Below are 17,388 nucleotides of genomic sequence, written 5' to 3' on the forward strand. Positions count from 1 at the left end.
GACGCCGGGCCTTTTGCGTGAAAACGACGGCAGGCCGTAGATGCGGCCTGCCGAGACAGGAGAGTATAGCTGGCAGCGGAATTTGTCGTCAACCGACGAATCCCTCAACTGCCGTCTGGCCGGTCCCAGGCCGGGATACGGGGCGCATCCTGCACCCCCTTCCGCTTGGTCGGGCCGGCCCCGCGGGGCCGGCCCGTCTTGCTTAGGCTTACTGCTCGGTGCTGCTTTCCGACTCGGCTTCGCCACCTTCGGCCACGGCCTCGGCGGTCACCGGCCCGGACAGGGCGGCCATCTCCGACTCGGTCAGGCCCGAGGCGTTGCGGCGGCGCTGGCTGTGGTAGGTCAGGCCGGTGCCGGCCGGGATCAGACGGCCGACGATCACGTTCTCCTTCAGGCCACGCAGGCTGTCGCGGGTGCCGCGCACGGCCGCCTCGGTCAGCACGCGGGTGGTCTCCTGGAAGGAGGCCGCGGAGATGAACGACTCGGTCGCCAGCGAGGCCTTGGTGATGCCCAGCAGGACCGGCTCGTACTGCGCGGGCAGCTCGTTGCGGGCCACCAGCTTGGCGTTCTCCTCGATCACGCGCTGCTTCTCGACCTGCTCGCCCGCCAGGAACTTGCTGTTGCCCGCGTCGGTGATCTCCACCTTGCGCAGCATCTGGCGGGTGATCACCTCGATGTGCTTGTCGTTGATCTTCACGCCCTGCAGGCGGTAGACGTCCTGGATTTCCTTGACCAGGTACGCGGCCAGCGGCTCGACCCCCAGCAGGCGCAGGATGTCCTGCGGGCTCGGCTCGCCGTCCACGATGGTCTCGCCCTTGGCCACGTGCTCGCCTTCGAACACGATGATCTGGCGGAACTTGGGAATCAGCTCCTCGTGCTCGTTGCCGTCGGTGTCCTTGATGATCAGGCGCTGCTTGCCCTTGGTGTCCTTGCCGAAGCTGATCACGCCCGAGCGCTCGGCCAGGATCGCCGGATCCTTGGGCTTGCGCGCCTCGAACAGGTCGGCCACGCGCGGCAGACCACCGGTGATGTCGCGGGTCTTGGACGCTTCCTGCGGCACCTTGGTGACCACGTCGCCCACGCCGACGGCGGCGCCGTCCTGCAGGTTGACCACCGAACGCGGCGGCAGCAGGTACTGGGCCGGCATGTCGGTGCCGGGGATCGACAGATCCTTGCCGTCCTTGTCGACGATGCGCACCAGCGGACGCAGGTCCTTGCCCTGCGAGCCACGACGCTTGGGATCGGTGATCTCACGCGAGGCCAGACCGGTCAGTTCGTCGGTCTTCTCGATGACGGTGATGCCGTCGACGAAGTCCACGAAGCGCACGAAACCGGCCACTTCCGACACGATCGGGTGGTTATGCGGATCCCAGTTGGCCACGGTCTGGCCGGCCTTGACCGCATCGCCGTCCTTGACGGTGATGGTGGCGCCGTAGGGCAGCTTGTAGCGCTCGCGCTCGCGGCCGTGGGCGTCCAGCACCGACAGTTCGCCCGAACGCGACACCGCCACCAGCGAACCGTTGGCGTGCTCGACCGACTTGAGGTTGTTGAACTTGACCGAACCGGTGGTCTTGACCGTGATGTTGTCCACGGCGGCAGCACGCGAAGCGGCACCACCGATGTGGAACGTGCGCATGGTCAGCTGCGTGCCGGGCTCGCCGATCGACTGGGCGGCGATGACGCCGACCGCTTCGCCGATGTTGACGATGTGGCCACGGGCCAGGTCGCGGCCATAGCAGTGCGAGCACACGCCGAAGTCCGAGGCGCAGGTGATGGTCGAACGGACCTTCACCATCTGCACGCCGGCATCTTCCAGCTTCTGCACCCAAGCCTCGTCCAGCAGCGTGTTGCGGGTGACGATCGGATCCTCGTCGTTGCCGGGCAGGAACACGTCCTCGGCCACGATGCGGCCCAGCACGCGGTCCTTCAGCGGCTCGACCACGTCGCCGCCTTCCACGATCGGGGTCATGGTCAGGCCTTCGGTGGTGCCGCAATCGACCTCGGTGATCACCACGTCCTGCGCCACGTCGACCAGGCGACGGGTCAGGTAACCGGAGTTGGCGGTCTTCAGCGCGGTATCGGCCAGGCCCTTGCGGGCGCCGTGGGTGGAGTTGAAGTACTCCTGCACGTTCAGGCCTTCGCGGAAGTTCGCCTTGATCGGCGTCTCGATGATCGAACCATCCGGACGCGCCATCAGGCCGCGCATGCCGGCCAGCTGGCGGATCTGCGCCTGACTACCACGCGCGCCGGAGTCGGCCATGATGTACAGCGAGTTCATCGACTTCTCGTTGATGGTCTCGCCCTTGGCGTTGAGCACCTTGTCGGTACCGATGGTGTCCATCATCGCCTTGGCGATGCGCTCGTTGGTGCGCGACCAGATGTCCACGACCTTGTTGTAGCGCTCGCCGGCGGTGACCAGACCGGACTGGTACTGCTCCTGGATCTCCAGCACTTCCTGCTCGGCCTCGCCCAGGATGCCCTTCTTCTCGTCCGGGATGACCATGTCGTCGATGCCGATCGACACGCCCGCGCGGGTGGCGTAGGCGAAGCCGGTGTACATCAGCTTGTCGGCGAACACGACCGTGTCCTTCAGGCCCAGCTGACGGTAGCTGGAGTTGATCAGACGCGAGATGTTCTTCTTGGTCAGGTCGGTGTTGGCCAGCGCGAACGGCAGGCCGTCGGGCAGGATCTCGGCCAGCAGCGCGCGCCCGACCGTGGTGTCCACGATCGAGGTCTTCTTGCTGCGGCTGCCGTCATCGGCGATCACCGTCTCGGTGATGCGCACCTTGACCTTGGCGTGCAGCTCGACCACGCGGTTGTCGTAGGCGCGCTTGACCTCGGCGATGTTGGCGAACGCCATGCCCTCGCCCGCCTTGTTCTCCAGGGCGCGGGTCATGTAGTACAGACCCAGCACCACGTCCTGCGAGGGCACGATGATCGGCTCGCCGTTGGCCGGGGAGAGGATGTTGTTGGACGACATCATCAGCGCGCGCGCTTCCAGCTGGGCTTCCAGCGAAAGCGGCACGTGCACGGCCATCTGGTCGCCGTCGAAGTCGGCGTTGAACGCGGTGCAGACCAGCGGGTGCAGCTGGATGGCCTTGCCCTCGATCAGTACCGGCTCGAACGCCTGGATGCCCAGGCGGTGCAGGGTCGGGGCGCGGTTCAGCAGCACCGGGTGCTCACGGATGACTTCTTCCAGGATGTCCCAGACCTCGCCTTCCTCGCGCTCGACCAGCTTCTTGGCGGCCTTGATCGTGGTGGCCAGGCCGCGACGCTGCAGCTTGGCGAACACGAACGGCTTGAACAGCTCCAGCGCCATCTTCTTGGGCAGGCCGCACTGGTGCAGCTTGAGGTACGGACCGACCACGATGACCGAACGGCCCGAGTAGTCCACGCGCTTGCCGAGCAGGTTCTGGCGGAACCGGCCCTGCTTGCCCTTGATCATGTCGGCCAGCGACTTCAGCGGACGCTTGTTGGTGCCGGTGATGGCGCGACCGCGACGGCCGTTGTCCATCAGCGCGTCGACCGATTCCTGCAGCATGCGCTTTTCGTTGCGCACGATGATGTCCGGCGCGTTGAGCTCCAACAGGCGGCGCAGGCGGTTGTTGCGGTTGATGACGCGGCGGTACAGGTCGTTCAGGTCGGAGGTCGCGAAGCGGCCACCGTCCAGGGGCACCAGCGGGCGCAGGTCCGGCGGCAGCACCGGCAGCACGGTCATGACCATCCACTCCGGACGGTTGCCGGACTCCAGGAAGGCCTCGACCAGCTTGATGCGCTTGGTCAGACGCTTGAGCTTGGTCTCCGAACCGGTGCTGGCGATTTCCTCGCGCAGTTTGACCATCTCGGCCTGCAGGTCGATATGGCGCAGCAGTTCGAACACGGCCTCGGCGCCCATGGCGGCGTCGAAGTCATCGCCATGCTCCTGGCGCGCGGTCAGGTACTGCTCTTCGGTCAGCAGCTGGCGGCTTTCCAGCGGGGTCAGGCCCGGCTCGGTCACCACGTAGGCTTCGAAGTACAGCACGCGCTCGATGTCGCGCAGGGTCATGTCCAGCATCAGGCCGATGCGCGAGGGCAGCGACTTGAGGAACCAGATGTGCGCGACCGGCGAGGCCAGATCGATGTGGCCCATGCGCTCGCGGCGCACCTTGGCCAGGGTCACCTCGGTGCCGCACTTCTCGCAGACCACGCCGCGGTGCTTCATGCGCTTGTACTTGCCGCACAGGCACTCGTAGTCCTTGATCGGTCCGAAGATGGCGGCGCAGAACAGGCCGTCACGCTCGGGCTTGAAGGTCCGGTAGTTGATGGTTTCCGGCTTCTTCACTTCGCCGAAGGACCAGGAGCGGATCAGATCCGGCGACGCCAGCGCGATCTTGATCGCGTCGAAGTCCAGGGTCTGGCGCTGCTGGTTGAAGAGGTTGAGCAGGTCTTTCATGAGTTTCTCCGGGATTCGGAATTCGAGATTGGGGATTCGTCAGAGCGAGGATCCGGGAGCGCGGGAGCGGCTTGCGCCACTCCCCGATCCCGAATCTCCAATCCCGAACCTCAGTTGTCTTCCAGCTCCATGTTGATGGCCAGCGAGCGGATTTCCTTCACCAGGACGTTGAAGGACTCCGGCATGCCCGCGACCATCTCGTGTTCGCCATCGACGATGTTCTTGTACATCTGGTTGCGGCCCTGCACGTCGTCCGACTTGACGGTCAGCATTTCCTGCAGGGTGTGCGCCGCGCCGTAGGCCTCCAGCGCCCAGACTTCCATTTCGCCGAAGCGCTGGCCGCCGAACTGCGCCTTGCCGCCCAGCGGCTGCTGGGTGACCAGCGAGTACGGGCCGGTGGAACGGGCGTGCATCTTGTCGTCGACCAGGTGGTTCAGCTTCAGGTAGTGCATGTAGCCGACCGTGGTCTTGCGATCGAACGCCTCGCCGGTGCGGCCGTCGTACAGCTGCATCTGCGTCTTGCTGGCGTTGAAGCCGAGCAGTTCGGTCTCCGCATCGCCGTCCGGATAGGCCAGGTTGAGCATCTCGCGCAGCTCGTCCTCGTGGGCGCCGTCGAACACCGGGGTGGCCATCGGCACGCCGTCGGTGAGGTTCTGCGCCAGGCCGATCAGCTCGTCATCGCTGAACTGGTCCAGGTCCACACGATCGCCGGCCAGGGCCTTGTCGTGGTTGTAGACCTTGGCCAGGAACGCGCGCAGCTCGCTGACCGCGCGCTGCTGCTCCAGCATCGTCTGGATGCGCTTGCCCAGGCCCTTGGCGGCCCAGCCCAGGTGCACCTCGAGGATCTGGCCGATGTTCATGCGCGAGGGCACGCCCAGCGGGTTCAGCACGATGTCCACGGTCTGGCCATTGGCCATGTACGGCATGTCCTCGACCGGCACCACGTTGGAGACCACGCCCTTGTTGCCGTGACGGCCGGCCATCTTGTCGCCCGGCTGGATGCGGCGCTTCACGGCCAGGAACACCTTGACCATCTTCAGCACGCCCGGCGCGAGGTCGTCGCCCTGGGTGATCTTGCCGCGCTTGTCGGCGAAGCGACGCTCGAACTCCTTCTCGTGCGCCTGGACCTGCTTCTGCGCACGCTCGATGGCGTCGGCCGCGTCGTCATCCTTCATGCGGATGGCGAACCAGTCGGCCTTCTTCAGGCCGTCCAGGTAGGCGTCGGTGATGGTGTCGCCCTTCTTCAGGCCGGCACCGCCGTTGGCCACCTTGCCGACCAGCTGCGAGCGCAGGCGGGCGAAGATCGCGTTCTCCAGGATGCGGAACTGGTCGTCGAAGTCCTTCTTGACGCGCTTGATCTCGGAATCCTCGATCTGGCGCGCGCGCTTGTCCTTCTCGATGCCGTCGCGGGTGAACACCTGCACGTCGATGACCACGCCATCCATGCCCGGGGGCACGCGCAGCGAGCTGTCCTTCACGTCCGAGGCCTTCTCGCCGAAGATCGCGCGCAGCAGCTTCTCTTCCGGGGTCAGCTGGCTCTCGCCCTTCGGCGTGACCTTGCCCACCAGGATGTCGCCGGCGCGCACCTCGGCGCCGATGTACACCACGCCGGACTCGTCGAGGCGGTTCAGCGCGCTCTCCGAGACGTTCGGGATGTCGGCCGAGATTTCCTCCGGCCCCAGCTTGGTGTCGCGCGCCTGGACGGTCAGTTCCTCGATGTGGATCGTGGTGTAGCGATCCTCTTCCACCACGCGCTCGGAGAGCAGGATGGAGTCCTCGAAGTTGTAGCCGTTCCACGGCATGAACGCGATCAGCATGTTCTGGCCCAGGGCCAGTTCGCCGATGTCGGTGGACGGACCGTCGGCCAGCACGTCGCCGCGCGCCACCACGTCGCCCACATTCACCAGCGGACGCTGGTTGATGCAGGTGTTCTGGTTGGAGCGGGTGTACTTGATCAGGTTGTAGATATCCACGCCGGCATCGTGCTCGCCGGAGATCTCGTCCTCGTTGATCTTGACCACGATGCGGGCCGCGTCGATCTGCACCACCTCACCGCCGCGACGGGCGTTGACCGTCACGCCCGAGTCGCGCGCCACGGCGCGCTCGATGCCGGTGCCGACCAGCGGCTTCTGCGCACGCAGCGTCGGCACGGCCTGGCGCTGCATGTTGGCGCCCATCAGCGCGCGGTTGGCGTCGTCGTGCTCCAGGAACGGCACCAGCGCCGCGGCGATGGAGACGGTCTGCATGGGCGAGACGTCCATGAAGTCCACGTCCGACGGCGGCTTGAGCAGCGACTCGCCCTGGAAGCGGCACGGCACGAACTGCTCGGTCAGCTGGTTCTTGGCATCGCTGAGCGCATTGGCCTGGGCGATGACGTACTCGTTCTCCTCGATCGCCGACAGGTACTCGATCTCGTCGGTGATGCGGCCGTCCACGACCTTGCGGTACGGCGTCTCGAGGAAGCCGTAGGCGTTGGTGCGGGCATACACCGCCAGCGAGTTGATCAGGCCGATGTTCGGGCCTTCCGGCGTCTCGATGGTGCAGACGCGGCCGTAGTGAGTCGGGTGCACGTCGCGCACTTCGAAGCCGGCGCGCTCGCGGGTCAGGCCGCCCGGGCCCAGCGCCGAGACGCGACGCTTGTGCGTGACTTCCGACAGCGGGTTGTTCTGGTCCATGAACTGGGACAGCTGCGAGGAGCCGAAGAACTCCTTGATCGCGGCGGCCACCGGCTTGGCGTTGATCAGCTCCTGCGGGGTCAGGCCTTCGGACTCGGCCATCGACAGGCGCTCCTTGACCGCGCGCTCGACGCGGACCAGGCCCACGCGGAACACGTTCTCGGCCATTTCGCCGACCGAACGCACGCGACGGTTGCCCAGGTGATCGATGTCGTCGACCCCACCGCGGCCGTTGCGGATCTCGGTCAGGACCGAGATCACGTCCAGGATGTCCGAGCTCTGGCCGTTGGTGGCGACCAGGCGCTTGGATTCCTCGTCGTTGCGCACGCTGAAGTACTTGTGGTCGTACAGCACCGACTCACCGGTGGTTTCCTTGCGGCCCACGCGGCGGTTGAACTTCATCCGGCCCACGGCCGACAGGTCGTAGCGCTCGAAGGTGAAGAACAGGTTGTGGAACAGGTTCTGCGCGGCGTCCTTGGTCGGCGGCTCGCCCGGACGCATCATGCGGTAGATCTCGACCAGGGCCTCGAGCTGGGTCTTGGTCGGGTCGATGCGCAGGGTGTTGGACAGGTACGGGCCACGATCCAGATCGTTCACCCACAGCGTGCCCACGACCTCGACGCCGGCCTTGCGGAAGGCGGCCAGCTGGTCGTCGGTGATCTCGTCGTTGGCGTTGGCCAGCAGTTCGCCGGTCGAGGCATCGACCACGTCGTGCGACAGGATGCGACCCACCAGGTACTCGTCGGGCACGGCCAGCGCGGCGATGCCCGAGGCCTCCAGCTGCTTGACGTGACGCGCGGTGATGCGCTTGCCGGCCTCGACGATGACCTTGTCGCCATCGGCCAGGTCGAAGTTCAGGGTCTCGCCGCGCAGGCGCTCGGGCACCAGCTCAAGCTGCACGCCTTCCTTCGGGTCGATGTGGAAGGTGTTGATCTCGAAGAAGTGGTTGAGCATCTCCTCGTTGGAGTAGCCCAGCGCGCGCAGCAGGATCGACACCGGCAGCTTGCGGCGGCGGTCGATACGGGTGAACAGCGCGTCCTTCGGGTCGAACTCGAAGTCCAGCCAGGAGCCGCGGTAAGGGATGATGCGGGCGCTGTACAGCAGCTTGCCCGAGCTGTGGGTCTTGCCGCGGTCGTGGTCGAAGAACACGCCCGGCGAGCGATGCAGCTGGGAGACGATGACGCGCTCGGTGCCGTTGACGATGAAGGTGCCGTTGTCGGTCATGAGCGGGATCTCGCCCAGATAGACCTCCTGCTCCTTCACGTACTTGATGGCCTTGGTCGAGGACTCGCGGTCGTAGATGACCAGGCGCACGGTCACGCGCAGCGGCGCGCCGTAGCTCATGCCACGCTGACGGCACTCGCGCTCGTCGAACGCCGGCTCGCCCAGCTTGTAGCCGACGTATTCCAGCGCGGCGTTGCCGGAGTAGCTGGAGATCGGGAACACGGACTTGAGCGCGGCGTGCAGGCCACGGTCCTCGCGCTTGGCGGCGTCAACGTGCTCCTGCAGGAACTCGCGGTAGGAATCGACCTGGATGGCGAGCAGGAACGGGACCTCGAGGATCGACCGCTGCTTGCCGAAGTCCTTGCGGATGCGCTTCTTTTCGGTGAACGAGTATGTCGTCGACATGGGACATTGCCTCTGGCATCGGGGGACCACGCATGCGCGGTACCCGGGGGAACATTCTTTCGAATGGGAAGAACTGTCAGTTGGAAGTCGCTGGTATTGCCGGCACCAGCACGCCATCTCCCGCTACTTCCAACTACCAACTCGTGGATTTTCTCGCCGCGATGCGGCGGAACAACGAACGGCCAGCTGTGTTGCCAACTGCGTGTTGCGGACTGCTTTTTCAACAACGACCGAAGGCCAGGGGCTTTCGCCCCCGGCCTTTGGGTGTCGCCGATGGAACTAGGCGACGAATTGCAATTACTTCACTTCGACGGTCGCGCCAGCGGCCTCGAGGTCCTTCTTCATCTTCTCGGCATCTTCCTTCGAGACGCCTTCCTTCAGGACGCCACCGGCCTCGGTGAGGTCCTTGGCTTCCTTCAGGCCCAGGCCGGTGATGGCGCGGACGGCCTTGATGACGTCGACCTTCTTGGCGCCGGCGTCCTTCAGGATGATGTTGAACTCGGTCTGCTCTTCGACGGCGGCGGCCGGGCCAGCGGCGGCGGCAACGGCAACCGGGGCGGCGGCGGAGACGCCAAACTTGTCTTCGATCGCCTTGACCAGCTCCATGATCTCCATGAGGGTCTTTTCAGCGATGGCGTCGACGATCTGCTCGGTGGACAGGGACATTGTGTTTACCTTCGGTCAAATTTCTGGAATGGGATACGGGAATCAGGCCGTTTCAGCCGGGGCTTCCGCCTCGGCCGGCGCTGCATCGCCACCGCCCTGCTGATCGGCCACGGCCTTGATGGCGCGGGCGAACATCGTGACGGGTTCGGCCAGGACGCGGGCCAGCATGGCCAGGGCCTGATCGCGGGTCGGCAGCGAAGCCAGCACGTCGACGTGGCTGGCCGGATACAGCTGGCCGCCCACGGCCACAACCTTGGGCTGCAGCTTGTCGTTGGACTTGGCGAATTCCTTGATCAGGCGACCGGCAGCGCCGGGCTCCTCGGTCGAGAACGCGTACAGCAGCGGACCGACCAGCGAGTCCTTGGCGCACTCGTATTCGGTACCTTCGACAGCACGGGCGGCCAAGGTGTTCTTGACCACGCGCAGGTACACGCCGGACTCGCGCGCCTGCTTGCGCATCGCGGTCATCTGGGAAACCGTGGTGCCTGCGTACTCGGCGGCGATCAAGGAGTGCGCCTTGGCGGCGACGTCTGCCAGCTCGGCGACAACTTCTTGCTTCTGGGACAGATTGAGAGCCATTAATCACTCCTCATTGTGAACTCCGCTCACGGCTCCTGCCGCTTGCGGTCCAGGGCAGCGTCCGTCCTGGACGCCGGGGACGCCTTCGCGTCCCACTGGTGGCCTTATCAACTGGCCTGCGCGAAGCAAGACCAGAAACCGATGAAGGCGGCACCATCTGCGCGGGCTGGCACCAGGCCAATCAAGCAGTCCCGCTAGCGCCGACGCCGAATCCCTGCCAGGACCGAGCTTCCCTGCCCGTCGTCGGAGCGCGCTGACCGCACCTGCGGTCTTTGACGGCTTTCTGCGGCTCGCACCGCAGATCGCCCCCAAACGCGGGAACACATGGCGGGGATCGAGAAACGAGTGGCCGGCGCTTTTGCTTTGCCTTGACTCGTCGCCCTGCCCCGCTACGCGCTCCCGTCTTTCTTACTTCAGATTCAGCGAGGACTGGTCCACGGTCACGCCGGGGCCCATGGTCGAGCTGATCGAGATCTTCTGCAGGTACTGACCCTTGGCGGTCGAGGGCTTGGCCTTGACCAGGTCGGCCAGCAGGGCCTGCAGGTTGTTCTTCAGGGCTTCGTCCTCGAAGGAGGCCTTGCCGATGGTGCAGTGGATGATGCCGGCCTTGTCGGTGCGGTAGCGCACCTGACCCGACTTGGCGTTCTTCACCGCTTCGGCCGGGTTCGGCGAGACGGTGCCGACCTTCGGGTTCGGCATCAGGCCGCGCGGGCCCAGGACCTGACCCAGCTTGCCGACCACGCGCATCGCGTCCGGGGTGGCGATGACCACGTCGTAGTTCAGATCGCCGGCCTGCATCTTCTCGGCCAGATCGTCCATGCCGACGGCTTCGGCGCCAGCGGCCAGGGCCTCGTCGGCCTTGGCGCCGGCCGGCGCGAACACCGCCACGCGCACCGACTTGCCGGTACCGGCCGGCAGCACGGTCGAACCGCGCACCTGCTGGTCGGACTTCTTGGCATCCACGCCCAGACGCACGGCCACGTCGATCGACTCGACGAACTTGGCCTTGGCGGCGGTCTTGAGGATGTTCACGGCCTCTTCGAAGGCATACGCCTTGCCCGGGGTCACGGCGGCCAGGATGGCCTTCTGTCGCTTGTTCATTGCCATGTCGTTAGCCCTCGACCGTCAGACCCATGGAACGGGCCGAGCCCGCAATCGTGCGCACCGCCGCGTCCAGGTCGGCCGCGGTCAGATCGGGTTCCTTCGCCTTGGCGATGTCCTCGAGCTGCTTGCGGGTGACCTTGCCCACCTTCTCGGTGTTGGGGCGCTTGGAGCCGGACTGGATGCCGACGGCCTTCTTCAGCAGCACCGAAGCCGGGGTCGACTTGGTCACGAAGGTGAACGTGCGGTCCGAATAGGCCGTGATGATGACCGGGGTCGGCAGACCCGGCTCGAGCTTGGAGGTCGCCGCGTTGAACGCCTTGCAGAACTCCATGATGTTCAGGCCGCGCTGACCCAGCGCAGGACCGACCGGCGGCGAGGGGTTGGCCTGGCCGGCCTTCACCTGCAGCTTGATGTAACCGACAACTTTCTTTGCCATTTCAATGCTCTCCGGGTGCTAGCGCCTTGGATCAGGCTCCCCATCGGATCGGGAAAATCACGCGTCCCGACATCGCGTATCTCGTTCGCGACAAAGGCCGCCATCGAGGGCGGCCATTGCGGTTGCCCGGCTCGACCGGACAAGGGAGCCGCGCACTATAGCAGGTTTTCGGCCGTCCGGCGCAAGTGGCGCCGGCGGCGGGGCTCAGGCCTTCTCGACCTGGCCGAATTCCAGCTCCACCGGGGTGGAGCGGCCGAAGATGAGCACCGCCACGCGCAGGCGGCTCTTCTCGTAATTGACTTCCTCGACCACGCCGTTGAAGTCGTTGAACGGGCCGTCGACCACGCGGACCATCTCGCCCGGCTCGAACAGCACCTTCGGGCGCGGCTTCTCGACGCCTTCCTGAACACGGTCCAGGATGGCGGCGGCCTCTTCGTCGCGGATCGGCAGGGGACGATCGGCGGTACCGCCGATGAAGCCCAGGACCTTGCTGGTGTCCTTCACCAGATGCCAGGACTCGTTGTCCATGCGCGGGATGCCGGCCTCGTCGTGGGTCTCGATCTGGACCAGCACATAGCCCGGGAAGAACTTGCGCTCGGAACGGCGCTTCTGGCCCGAACGCATCTCCACCACTTCCTCGGTGGGCACCAGCACGTCGCCGAAGCGATCCTGCATGCCGTCGCGCACGATGCGATCGCGCAGCGCCTGTGCCACCGACTTCTCGAAGCCCGAATAGGCGTGTACCACGTACCAACGCTTCACTGTCGAAATCTCCTCAACGACCCATCGTGAACAGTTTTTCGACCAGCCACTGAATGGCGAAGTCGAAGCCAGCCAGGATCAGGCTGAGGATCACCACCACCACCATCACCACCCAGGTCATGCGCAGCGACTCCTGACGGGTCGGCCACACCACCTTGCGCAGCTCGAAGCGCGACTCGGACAGGAATTCCACCGTGTCCTTGCCCTTGGCCGTGGCGACGAACACCGCCGCGCCGGCGACCAGGCCGACGATCACGATCAGGGCGCGCAGCGGGGTGGGCCACTGGCCAGCAGACCACCACCACACCACCAGGCCGGCAACGACCAATGCCCCGGCCGCCACGTACTTGGCGATATCGCCCGCGGACGTGGTCGGCGCCTTGGATGGTTGGATCTTGCTGTTCATTCGGGTTGGATGTGCCGCCTTGCACTGCACCGCCTGCATCGGCGGGACGATCTGGACAGTGGCACGCCAGGAGGGACTCGAACCCCCAACCTGCGGTTTTGGAGACCGCTGCTCTGCCAATTGAGCTACTGGCGTATGAACTGTAAAGGCACCGGCGAACCGAAAGACTCGCCCGTGCCGATGCGTGGACTCCCGCGGGTGCGGGACTGATAGCTTGGTGCGTCTATGCCGACTCGCTGGATCCCCGCTTTCGCGGGGATGACGTTCCGGCAAAGGCGCTCGCGCTTGCGCGCGAGCGCGCCGTCACATCACTTGATGATCTTGGCCACCACGCCGGCGCCGACGGTACGGCCGCCTTCACGGATCGCGAAGCGCAGGCCTTCGTCCATCGCCACCGGGTTGATCAGCGTGACCTTCATCTTCACGTTGTCGCCCGGCATCACCATCTCGGTGCCTTCCGGCAGCTCGATCGCACCGGTGATGTCGGTGGTGCGGAAGTAGAACTGCGGACGGTAGCCCTTGAAGAACGGCGTGTGACGGCCACCTTCGTCCTTGGACAGCACGTACACCTCGGCCTCGAACTCGGTGTGCGGGGTGATCGAACCCGGCTTGGCCAGCACCTGGCCGCGCTCCACGTCGTCACGCTTGGTGCCGCGCAGCAGCAGGCCCGCGTTGTCGCCCGCCTGGCCCTGGTCCAGCAGCTTGCGGAACATTTCCACGCCGGTCACGGTCGTCTTCTGGGTCGGACGGATACCGACGATCTCGATTTCCTCGCCCACCTTGATCACGCCGCGCTCGATACGGCCGGTCACCACGGTGCCGCGGCCCGAGATCGAGAACACGTCTTCCACCGGCATCAGGAACGCCTTGTCGACGTCACGCTCCGGGGTCGGGATCCAGGTGTCCAGCGCCTCGACCAGCTTCAGGATCGCCGGCACGCCGATCTCCGACTGGTCGCCTTCCAGCGCCAGACGGGCCGAACCGTGGATGATCGGGGTGTCGTCGCCCGGGAACTCGTACTTGCTCAGCAGTTCGCGGACTTCCATCTCCACCAGCTCCAGCAGCTCGGCGTCGTCCACCATGTCGGCCTTGTTCAGGAACACGACGATGTACGGCACGCCCACCTGGCGCGAGAGCAGGATGTGCTCGCGGGTCTGCGGCATCGGGCCGTCAGCGGCCGAGCACACCAGGATCGCACCGTCCATCTGGGCGGCGCCGGTGATCATGTTCTTCACGTAGTCGGCGTGGCCCGGGCAGTCCACGTGCGCGTAGTGGCGGCTCGGCGATTCGTATTCCACGTGCGCCGTGGAAATCGTGATGCCGCGCGCCTTCTCTTCCGGCGCCGCGTCGATCGCGTCGTAGGCCTTGAACTCGCCGCCGAAACGCTCCGCGCCCACCTTGGTCAGCGCCGCCGTCAGCGTCGTCTTGCCATGGTCAACGTGACCGATCGTGCCCACGTTCACGTGCGGCTTGGTGCGCTCGAACTTACCCTTTGCCATGGCTGCTTCTTCTCGGATCGTTAGATAAGAGGGTGAAACGTACTGCTTGGATGGTGCTCACGAAAGGAATCGAACCTTCGACCTCCTCCTTACCAAGGAGGTGCTCTACCGACTGAGCTACGTGAGCGTGAAACCTGTGGCAGCTGCGGACCATCTGGCGACGACGGAGCGGCAGTTCAATGGAGCGGGAGACGGGAATCGAACCCGCACCATCAGCTTGGAAGGCTGAGGTTCTACCGTTGAACTACTCCCGCGCCGGGATACCGCAACTGCTCGAACTTCTTGGTGGAGGGAGGTGGATTCGAACCACCGAAGGCGTAAGCCAGCAGATTTACAGTCTGCCCCCGTTGGCCGCTTGGGTATCCCTCCGGATGACGCTTGGGTCCGGCCTTTCGGGCCGGGGTGAAACAGCCGGTGATTCTGGCGTGGGATCGATGTGCTGTCAACGACTGCGCGAGGATCCGGCCCGATTCACCGATGCGCCTGGAGCGGGCGCACGCTCGCCTGCGAGGGCGAGCCCTGCGGCGGCCTGCCGCGGGGGCGCGCATTGTGGCAGGCAATGGCCGCCACGGGAAGCACCATGTTGCCCTGCGGCGTGCCATCACGGGCGGTCGTCTTCAGCCTGTATGGTGCGCAGCGCGTCGAATCGTGGCGTGGCGCCTGACTTCGGAGACTCATGACACAGGATTTCAGCTTCGAGCTTGGCGAGGACATCGACCAGCTCCGCGACGCCGTGCGCACGTTTTCCAGCGAGGTGATCGCCCCGCTGGCCGACCAGGCCGACCGCGACAACGCCTTTCCCAACGCGCTGTGGCCGCAGCTAGGGCAGATGGGCCTGCTCGGCCTGACCGTGGAGGAGGAATACGGCGGCACGGCGCTGGGCTACCTGGCGCACGTGGTGGCCATGGAGGAGATCTCGCGCGCGTGCTCGGCCATCGGCCTGTCCTACGGCGCGCACTCCAACCTGTGCGTCAACCAGCTGCGCAAGAACGGCGACGCCGCGCAGAAGGCGCGCTACCTGCCCAAGCTCGTCAGCGGCGAGCACATCGGCGCGCTGGCGATGAGCGAGGCCGGGGCCGGCTCGGACGTGGTCAGCATGAAGCTGCGCGCGGACCGGCGCGGCGACCGCTACCTGCTCAACGGCACCAAGATGTGGATCACCAACGGGCCCGACGCGCACACGCTGGTGGTGTACGCCAAGACCGATCCGGCGGCCGGGGCGCGCGGCATCACGGCGTTCATCGTCGAACGCGGGTTCAAGGGCTTCTCGACCGCGCAGAAGCTGGACAAGCTGGGCATGCGCGGGTCGAACACCTGCGAGCTGGTGTTCGAGGACTGCGAAGTGCCGGAGGAGAACATCCTGGGCGGCCTGGGCCAGGGCGTGAAGGTGCTGATGTCCGGCCTGGACTACGAGCGCATCGTGCTCTCCGGCGGCCCGCTGGGGATCATGGCCGCGTGCCTGGACACGGTCCTGCCCTACGTCCGCCAGCGGCGGCAGTTCGGCCGGCCGATCGGCGAGTTCGAACTGATGCAGGGCAAGCTGGCCGACATGTACGTGGGCTTCAACGCCTGCCGTGCCTACGTGTACGCGGTGGCCCGCGCCTGCGACCGCGGCCGCAGCACGCGCAAGGACGCGGCCGGGGCGATCCTCTACAGCGCCGAGAAGGCCACCTGGATGGCCGGACAGGCGATCCAGGCGCTGGGCGGCAACGGCTACATCAACGAGTACCCGACCGGGCGGCTGTGGCGCGACGCCAAGCTGTACGAGATCGGCGCGGGCACCTCGGAGATCCGGCGCATGCTGATCGGGCGTGAGCTGGTGGGGAGCTCGGATTGAGCGGTCCGGACGGATCCGGGAAAGGATGACGCCTGCCGCGTCGGCGGAGCCCAGCGCCCTTGGCTCACTGCGCAAAGTCGCCGGGTTCCCGCGTTCGCGGGAACGACGACAGGAGGCCTGTCCGCGACTCCCAGGGGCATGCAACGAAAAGGCCGCGCAGTGCGCGACCTTTTCATGACGGCTGGCAATGGCGACCCACCCGGCCGCGCGAGGCTTCAGACGTTGAAGCGGAAGTGCAGGATGTCGCCCTCCTGCACCTTGTACTCCTTGCCTTCCAGGCGCAGGCGCCCGGCTTCCTTGGCCCCGGCCTCGCCCTTGTACTTGATGAAATCGTCGTAGGCGATGGTCTCGGCGCGGATGAAGCCCTTCTCGAAGTCGGTGTGGATCACCGCCGCCGCCTTGGGCGCCGTCGAGCCGGCCTTGACCGTCCACGCGCGCACTTCCTGCACGCCGGCGGTGAAGTAGGTCTGCAGGCCGAGCAGCTGGTAGGCGGCGCGGATCACGCGGTTCAGGCCGGGCTCTTCCAGGCCCAGGTCGGCCAGGAAGGCGTCGCGGTCGGCGTCCTCCAGCTGCGAGAGCTCCTCCTCGATCGCCGCCGACACCGGCACCACCTGGGCGCCCTCGGCCTGCGCACGGGCGCGCACGGCGTCCAGGTGCGGGTTGTTCTCGAAGCCGTCCTCCAGCACGTTGGCGATGTACATCACCGGCTTGAGGGTCAGCAGGAACAGGTCGCGCACCAGCGCCTTCTCCTCCTCGTCCAGGCCGGCCGCACGACCGGGCTTGCCGTCGTCCAGCGCCTTGCGCAGCTTCTCCAGCACCGGCTTGCGCGCGATCATCTCCTTGTCGCCGCCCTTGGCGCCGCGCTCGGCGCGGTTGAGCGCCTTCTCCACGCTGTCCAGGTCGGCCAGCGCCAGCTCGGTATCGATGGTCTCGATGTCCGAGATCGGATCGACCTTGTTGTTCACGTGGATGATGTCGCCATGCTCGAAGCAGCGCACCACGTGGGTGATCGCATCGACCTCGCGGATGTGCGCCAGGAACTTGTTGCCCAGCCCTTCACCGCTGGCCGCACCGGCGACCAGGCCGGCGATGTCGACGAACTCCACCGCCGTGGGCACGACCCGCTGCGGCTTGACGATCTCGGCCAGCGCGCCCAGGCGCGGATCCGGCACCGGCACCACGCCCACGTTGGGCTCGATGGTGCAGAACGGGAAGTTGGCCGCGGCGATGCCCGCCTTGGTCAACGCGTTGAAGAGGGTCGACTTGCCGACGTTCGGCAGGCCGACGATGCCGCATTTGATGCCCATATGTGTATCCGGGAATGGAGAATCGGGAATAGGGAATTGGAAAGCCTAGCCGCCTT

General features: G+C 66.0%; 11 protein-coding genes and 4 tRNA genes. 1 reads left to right on the top strand and 14 read right to left on the bottom strand.

Annotation, left to right across the window (positions count from 1 at the left end; all coding sequences use genetic code 11):
• Positions 1–208: 208 nt before the first annotated feature.
• The 13 genes from rpoC to LAJ50_RS15295 all read right to left on the bottom strand — a co-directional run bounded on the left by rpoC (position 209) and on the right by LAJ50_RS15295 (position 14,557).
• The gene (gene rpoC / locus LAJ50_RS15235; protein WP_130549973.1) at positions 209–4,432 is read right to left on the bottom strand and encodes a DNA-directed RNA polymerase subunit beta'; all 4,224 of its coding nucleotides are present in this window, start codon (positions 4,430–4,432) and stop codon (positions 209–211) included.
• A 110-nt stretch (positions 4,433–4,542) separates the two neighbouring features.
• The gene (gene rpoB / locus LAJ50_RS15240) at positions 4,543–8,736 is read right to left on the bottom strand and encodes a DNA-directed RNA polymerase subunit beta (RefSeq protein WP_130549974.1); all 4,194 of its coding nucleotides are present in this window, start codon (positions 8,734–8,736) and stop codon (positions 4,543–4,545) included.
• Between the two features lie 297 nt (positions 8,737–9,033).
• Entirely contained in the window at positions 9,034–9,402 is a 369-nt protein-coding gene (gene rplL / locus LAJ50_RS15245) for a 50S ribosomal protein L7/L12 (protein WP_130515951.1), read from the bottom strand.
• Positions 9,403–9,444: 42 nt separating this feature from the next.
• A complete protein-coding gene (gene rplJ, locus LAJ50_RS15250) occupies positions 9,445–9,981 on the bottom strand; it encodes a 50S ribosomal protein L10 (RefSeq protein ID WP_130549975.1) in 537 nt (178 codons plus the stop codon).
• 408 nt (positions 9,982–10,389) lie between these two features.
• On the bottom strand, positions 10,390–11,088 hold the full coding sequence (gene rplA / locus LAJ50_RS15255; protein ID WP_130549976.1) for a 50S ribosomal protein L1: 699 nt from the start codon (positions 11,086–11,088) through the stop codon (positions 10,390–10,392).
• 4 nt (positions 11,089–11,092) lie between these two features.
• Positions 11,093–11,521 (bottom strand): 50S ribosomal protein L11, encoded by a 429-nt coding sequence (gene rplK, locus LAJ50_RS15260; RefSeq protein ID WP_130515946.1) that lies wholly within the window; start codon positions 11,519–11,521, stop codon positions 11,093–11,095.
• Positions 11,522–11,725: 204 nt separating this feature from the next.
• Positions 11,726–12,283, bottom strand: a complete 558-nt coding sequence (nusG, locus tag LAJ50_RS15265; RefSeq protein ID WP_130549977.1) for a transcription termination/antitermination protein NusG — start codon at positions 12,281–12,283, stop codon at positions 11,726–11,728.
• A gap of 13 nt (positions 12,284–12,296) precedes the next feature.
• The gene (gene secE, locus LAJ50_RS15270) at positions 12,297–12,689 is read right to left on the bottom strand and encodes a preprotein translocase subunit SecE (RefSeq protein ID WP_165424061.1); all 393 of its coding nucleotides are present in this window, start codon (positions 12,687–12,689) and stop codon (positions 12,297–12,299) included.
• A gap of 59 nt (positions 12,690–12,748) precedes the next feature.
• Positions 12,749–12,824 (bottom strand) — tRNA-Trp (locus LAJ50_RS15275).
• A 173-nt stretch (positions 12,825–12,997) separates the two neighbouring features.
• Positions 12,998–14,188, bottom strand: coding sequence for an elongation factor Tu (gene tuf, locus LAJ50_RS15280; RefSeq protein ID WP_130515940.1), 1,191 nt, complete (start codon positions 14,186–14,188; stop codon positions 12,998–13,000).
• Positions 14,189–14,239: 51 nt separating this feature from the next.
• Positions 14,240–14,315 (bottom strand) — tRNA-Thr (locus LAJ50_RS15285).
• A 53-nt stretch (positions 14,316–14,368) separates the two neighbouring features.
• Positions 14,369–14,442, bottom strand: a tRNA-Gly gene (locus tag LAJ50_RS15290).
• A 29-nt stretch (positions 14,443–14,471) separates the two neighbouring features.
• Positions 14,472–14,557 (bottom strand) — tRNA-Tyr (locus tag LAJ50_RS15295).
• Between the two features lie 307 nt (positions 14,558–14,864).
• On the opposite strand from LAJ50_RS15295, the gene LAJ50_RS15300 reads away from it, so the two are divergent.
• On the top strand, positions 14,865–16,025 hold the full coding sequence (locus tag LAJ50_RS15300; RefSeq protein WP_138652899.1) for an isovaleryl-CoA dehydrogenase: 1,161 nt from the start codon (positions 14,865–14,867) through the stop codon (positions 16,023–16,025).
• Positions 16,026–16,240: 215 nt separating this feature from the next.
• Here LAJ50_RS15300 and ychF read toward each other — a convergent pair whose 3' ends face one another.
• On the bottom strand, positions 16,241–17,332 hold the full coding sequence (ychF, locus tag LAJ50_RS15305; protein WP_130515936.1) for a redox-regulated ATPase YchF: 1,092 nt from the start codon (positions 17,330–17,332) through the stop codon (positions 16,241–16,243).
• Positions 17,333–17,388 lie beyond the last annotated feature (56 nt).

The organism is Pseudoxanthomonas sp. X-1 (assembly GCF_020042665.1).
Lineage (GTDB): Bacteria > Pseudomonadota > Gammaproteobacteria > Xanthomonadales > Xanthomonadaceae > Pseudoxanthomonas_A > Pseudoxanthomonas_A spadix_A.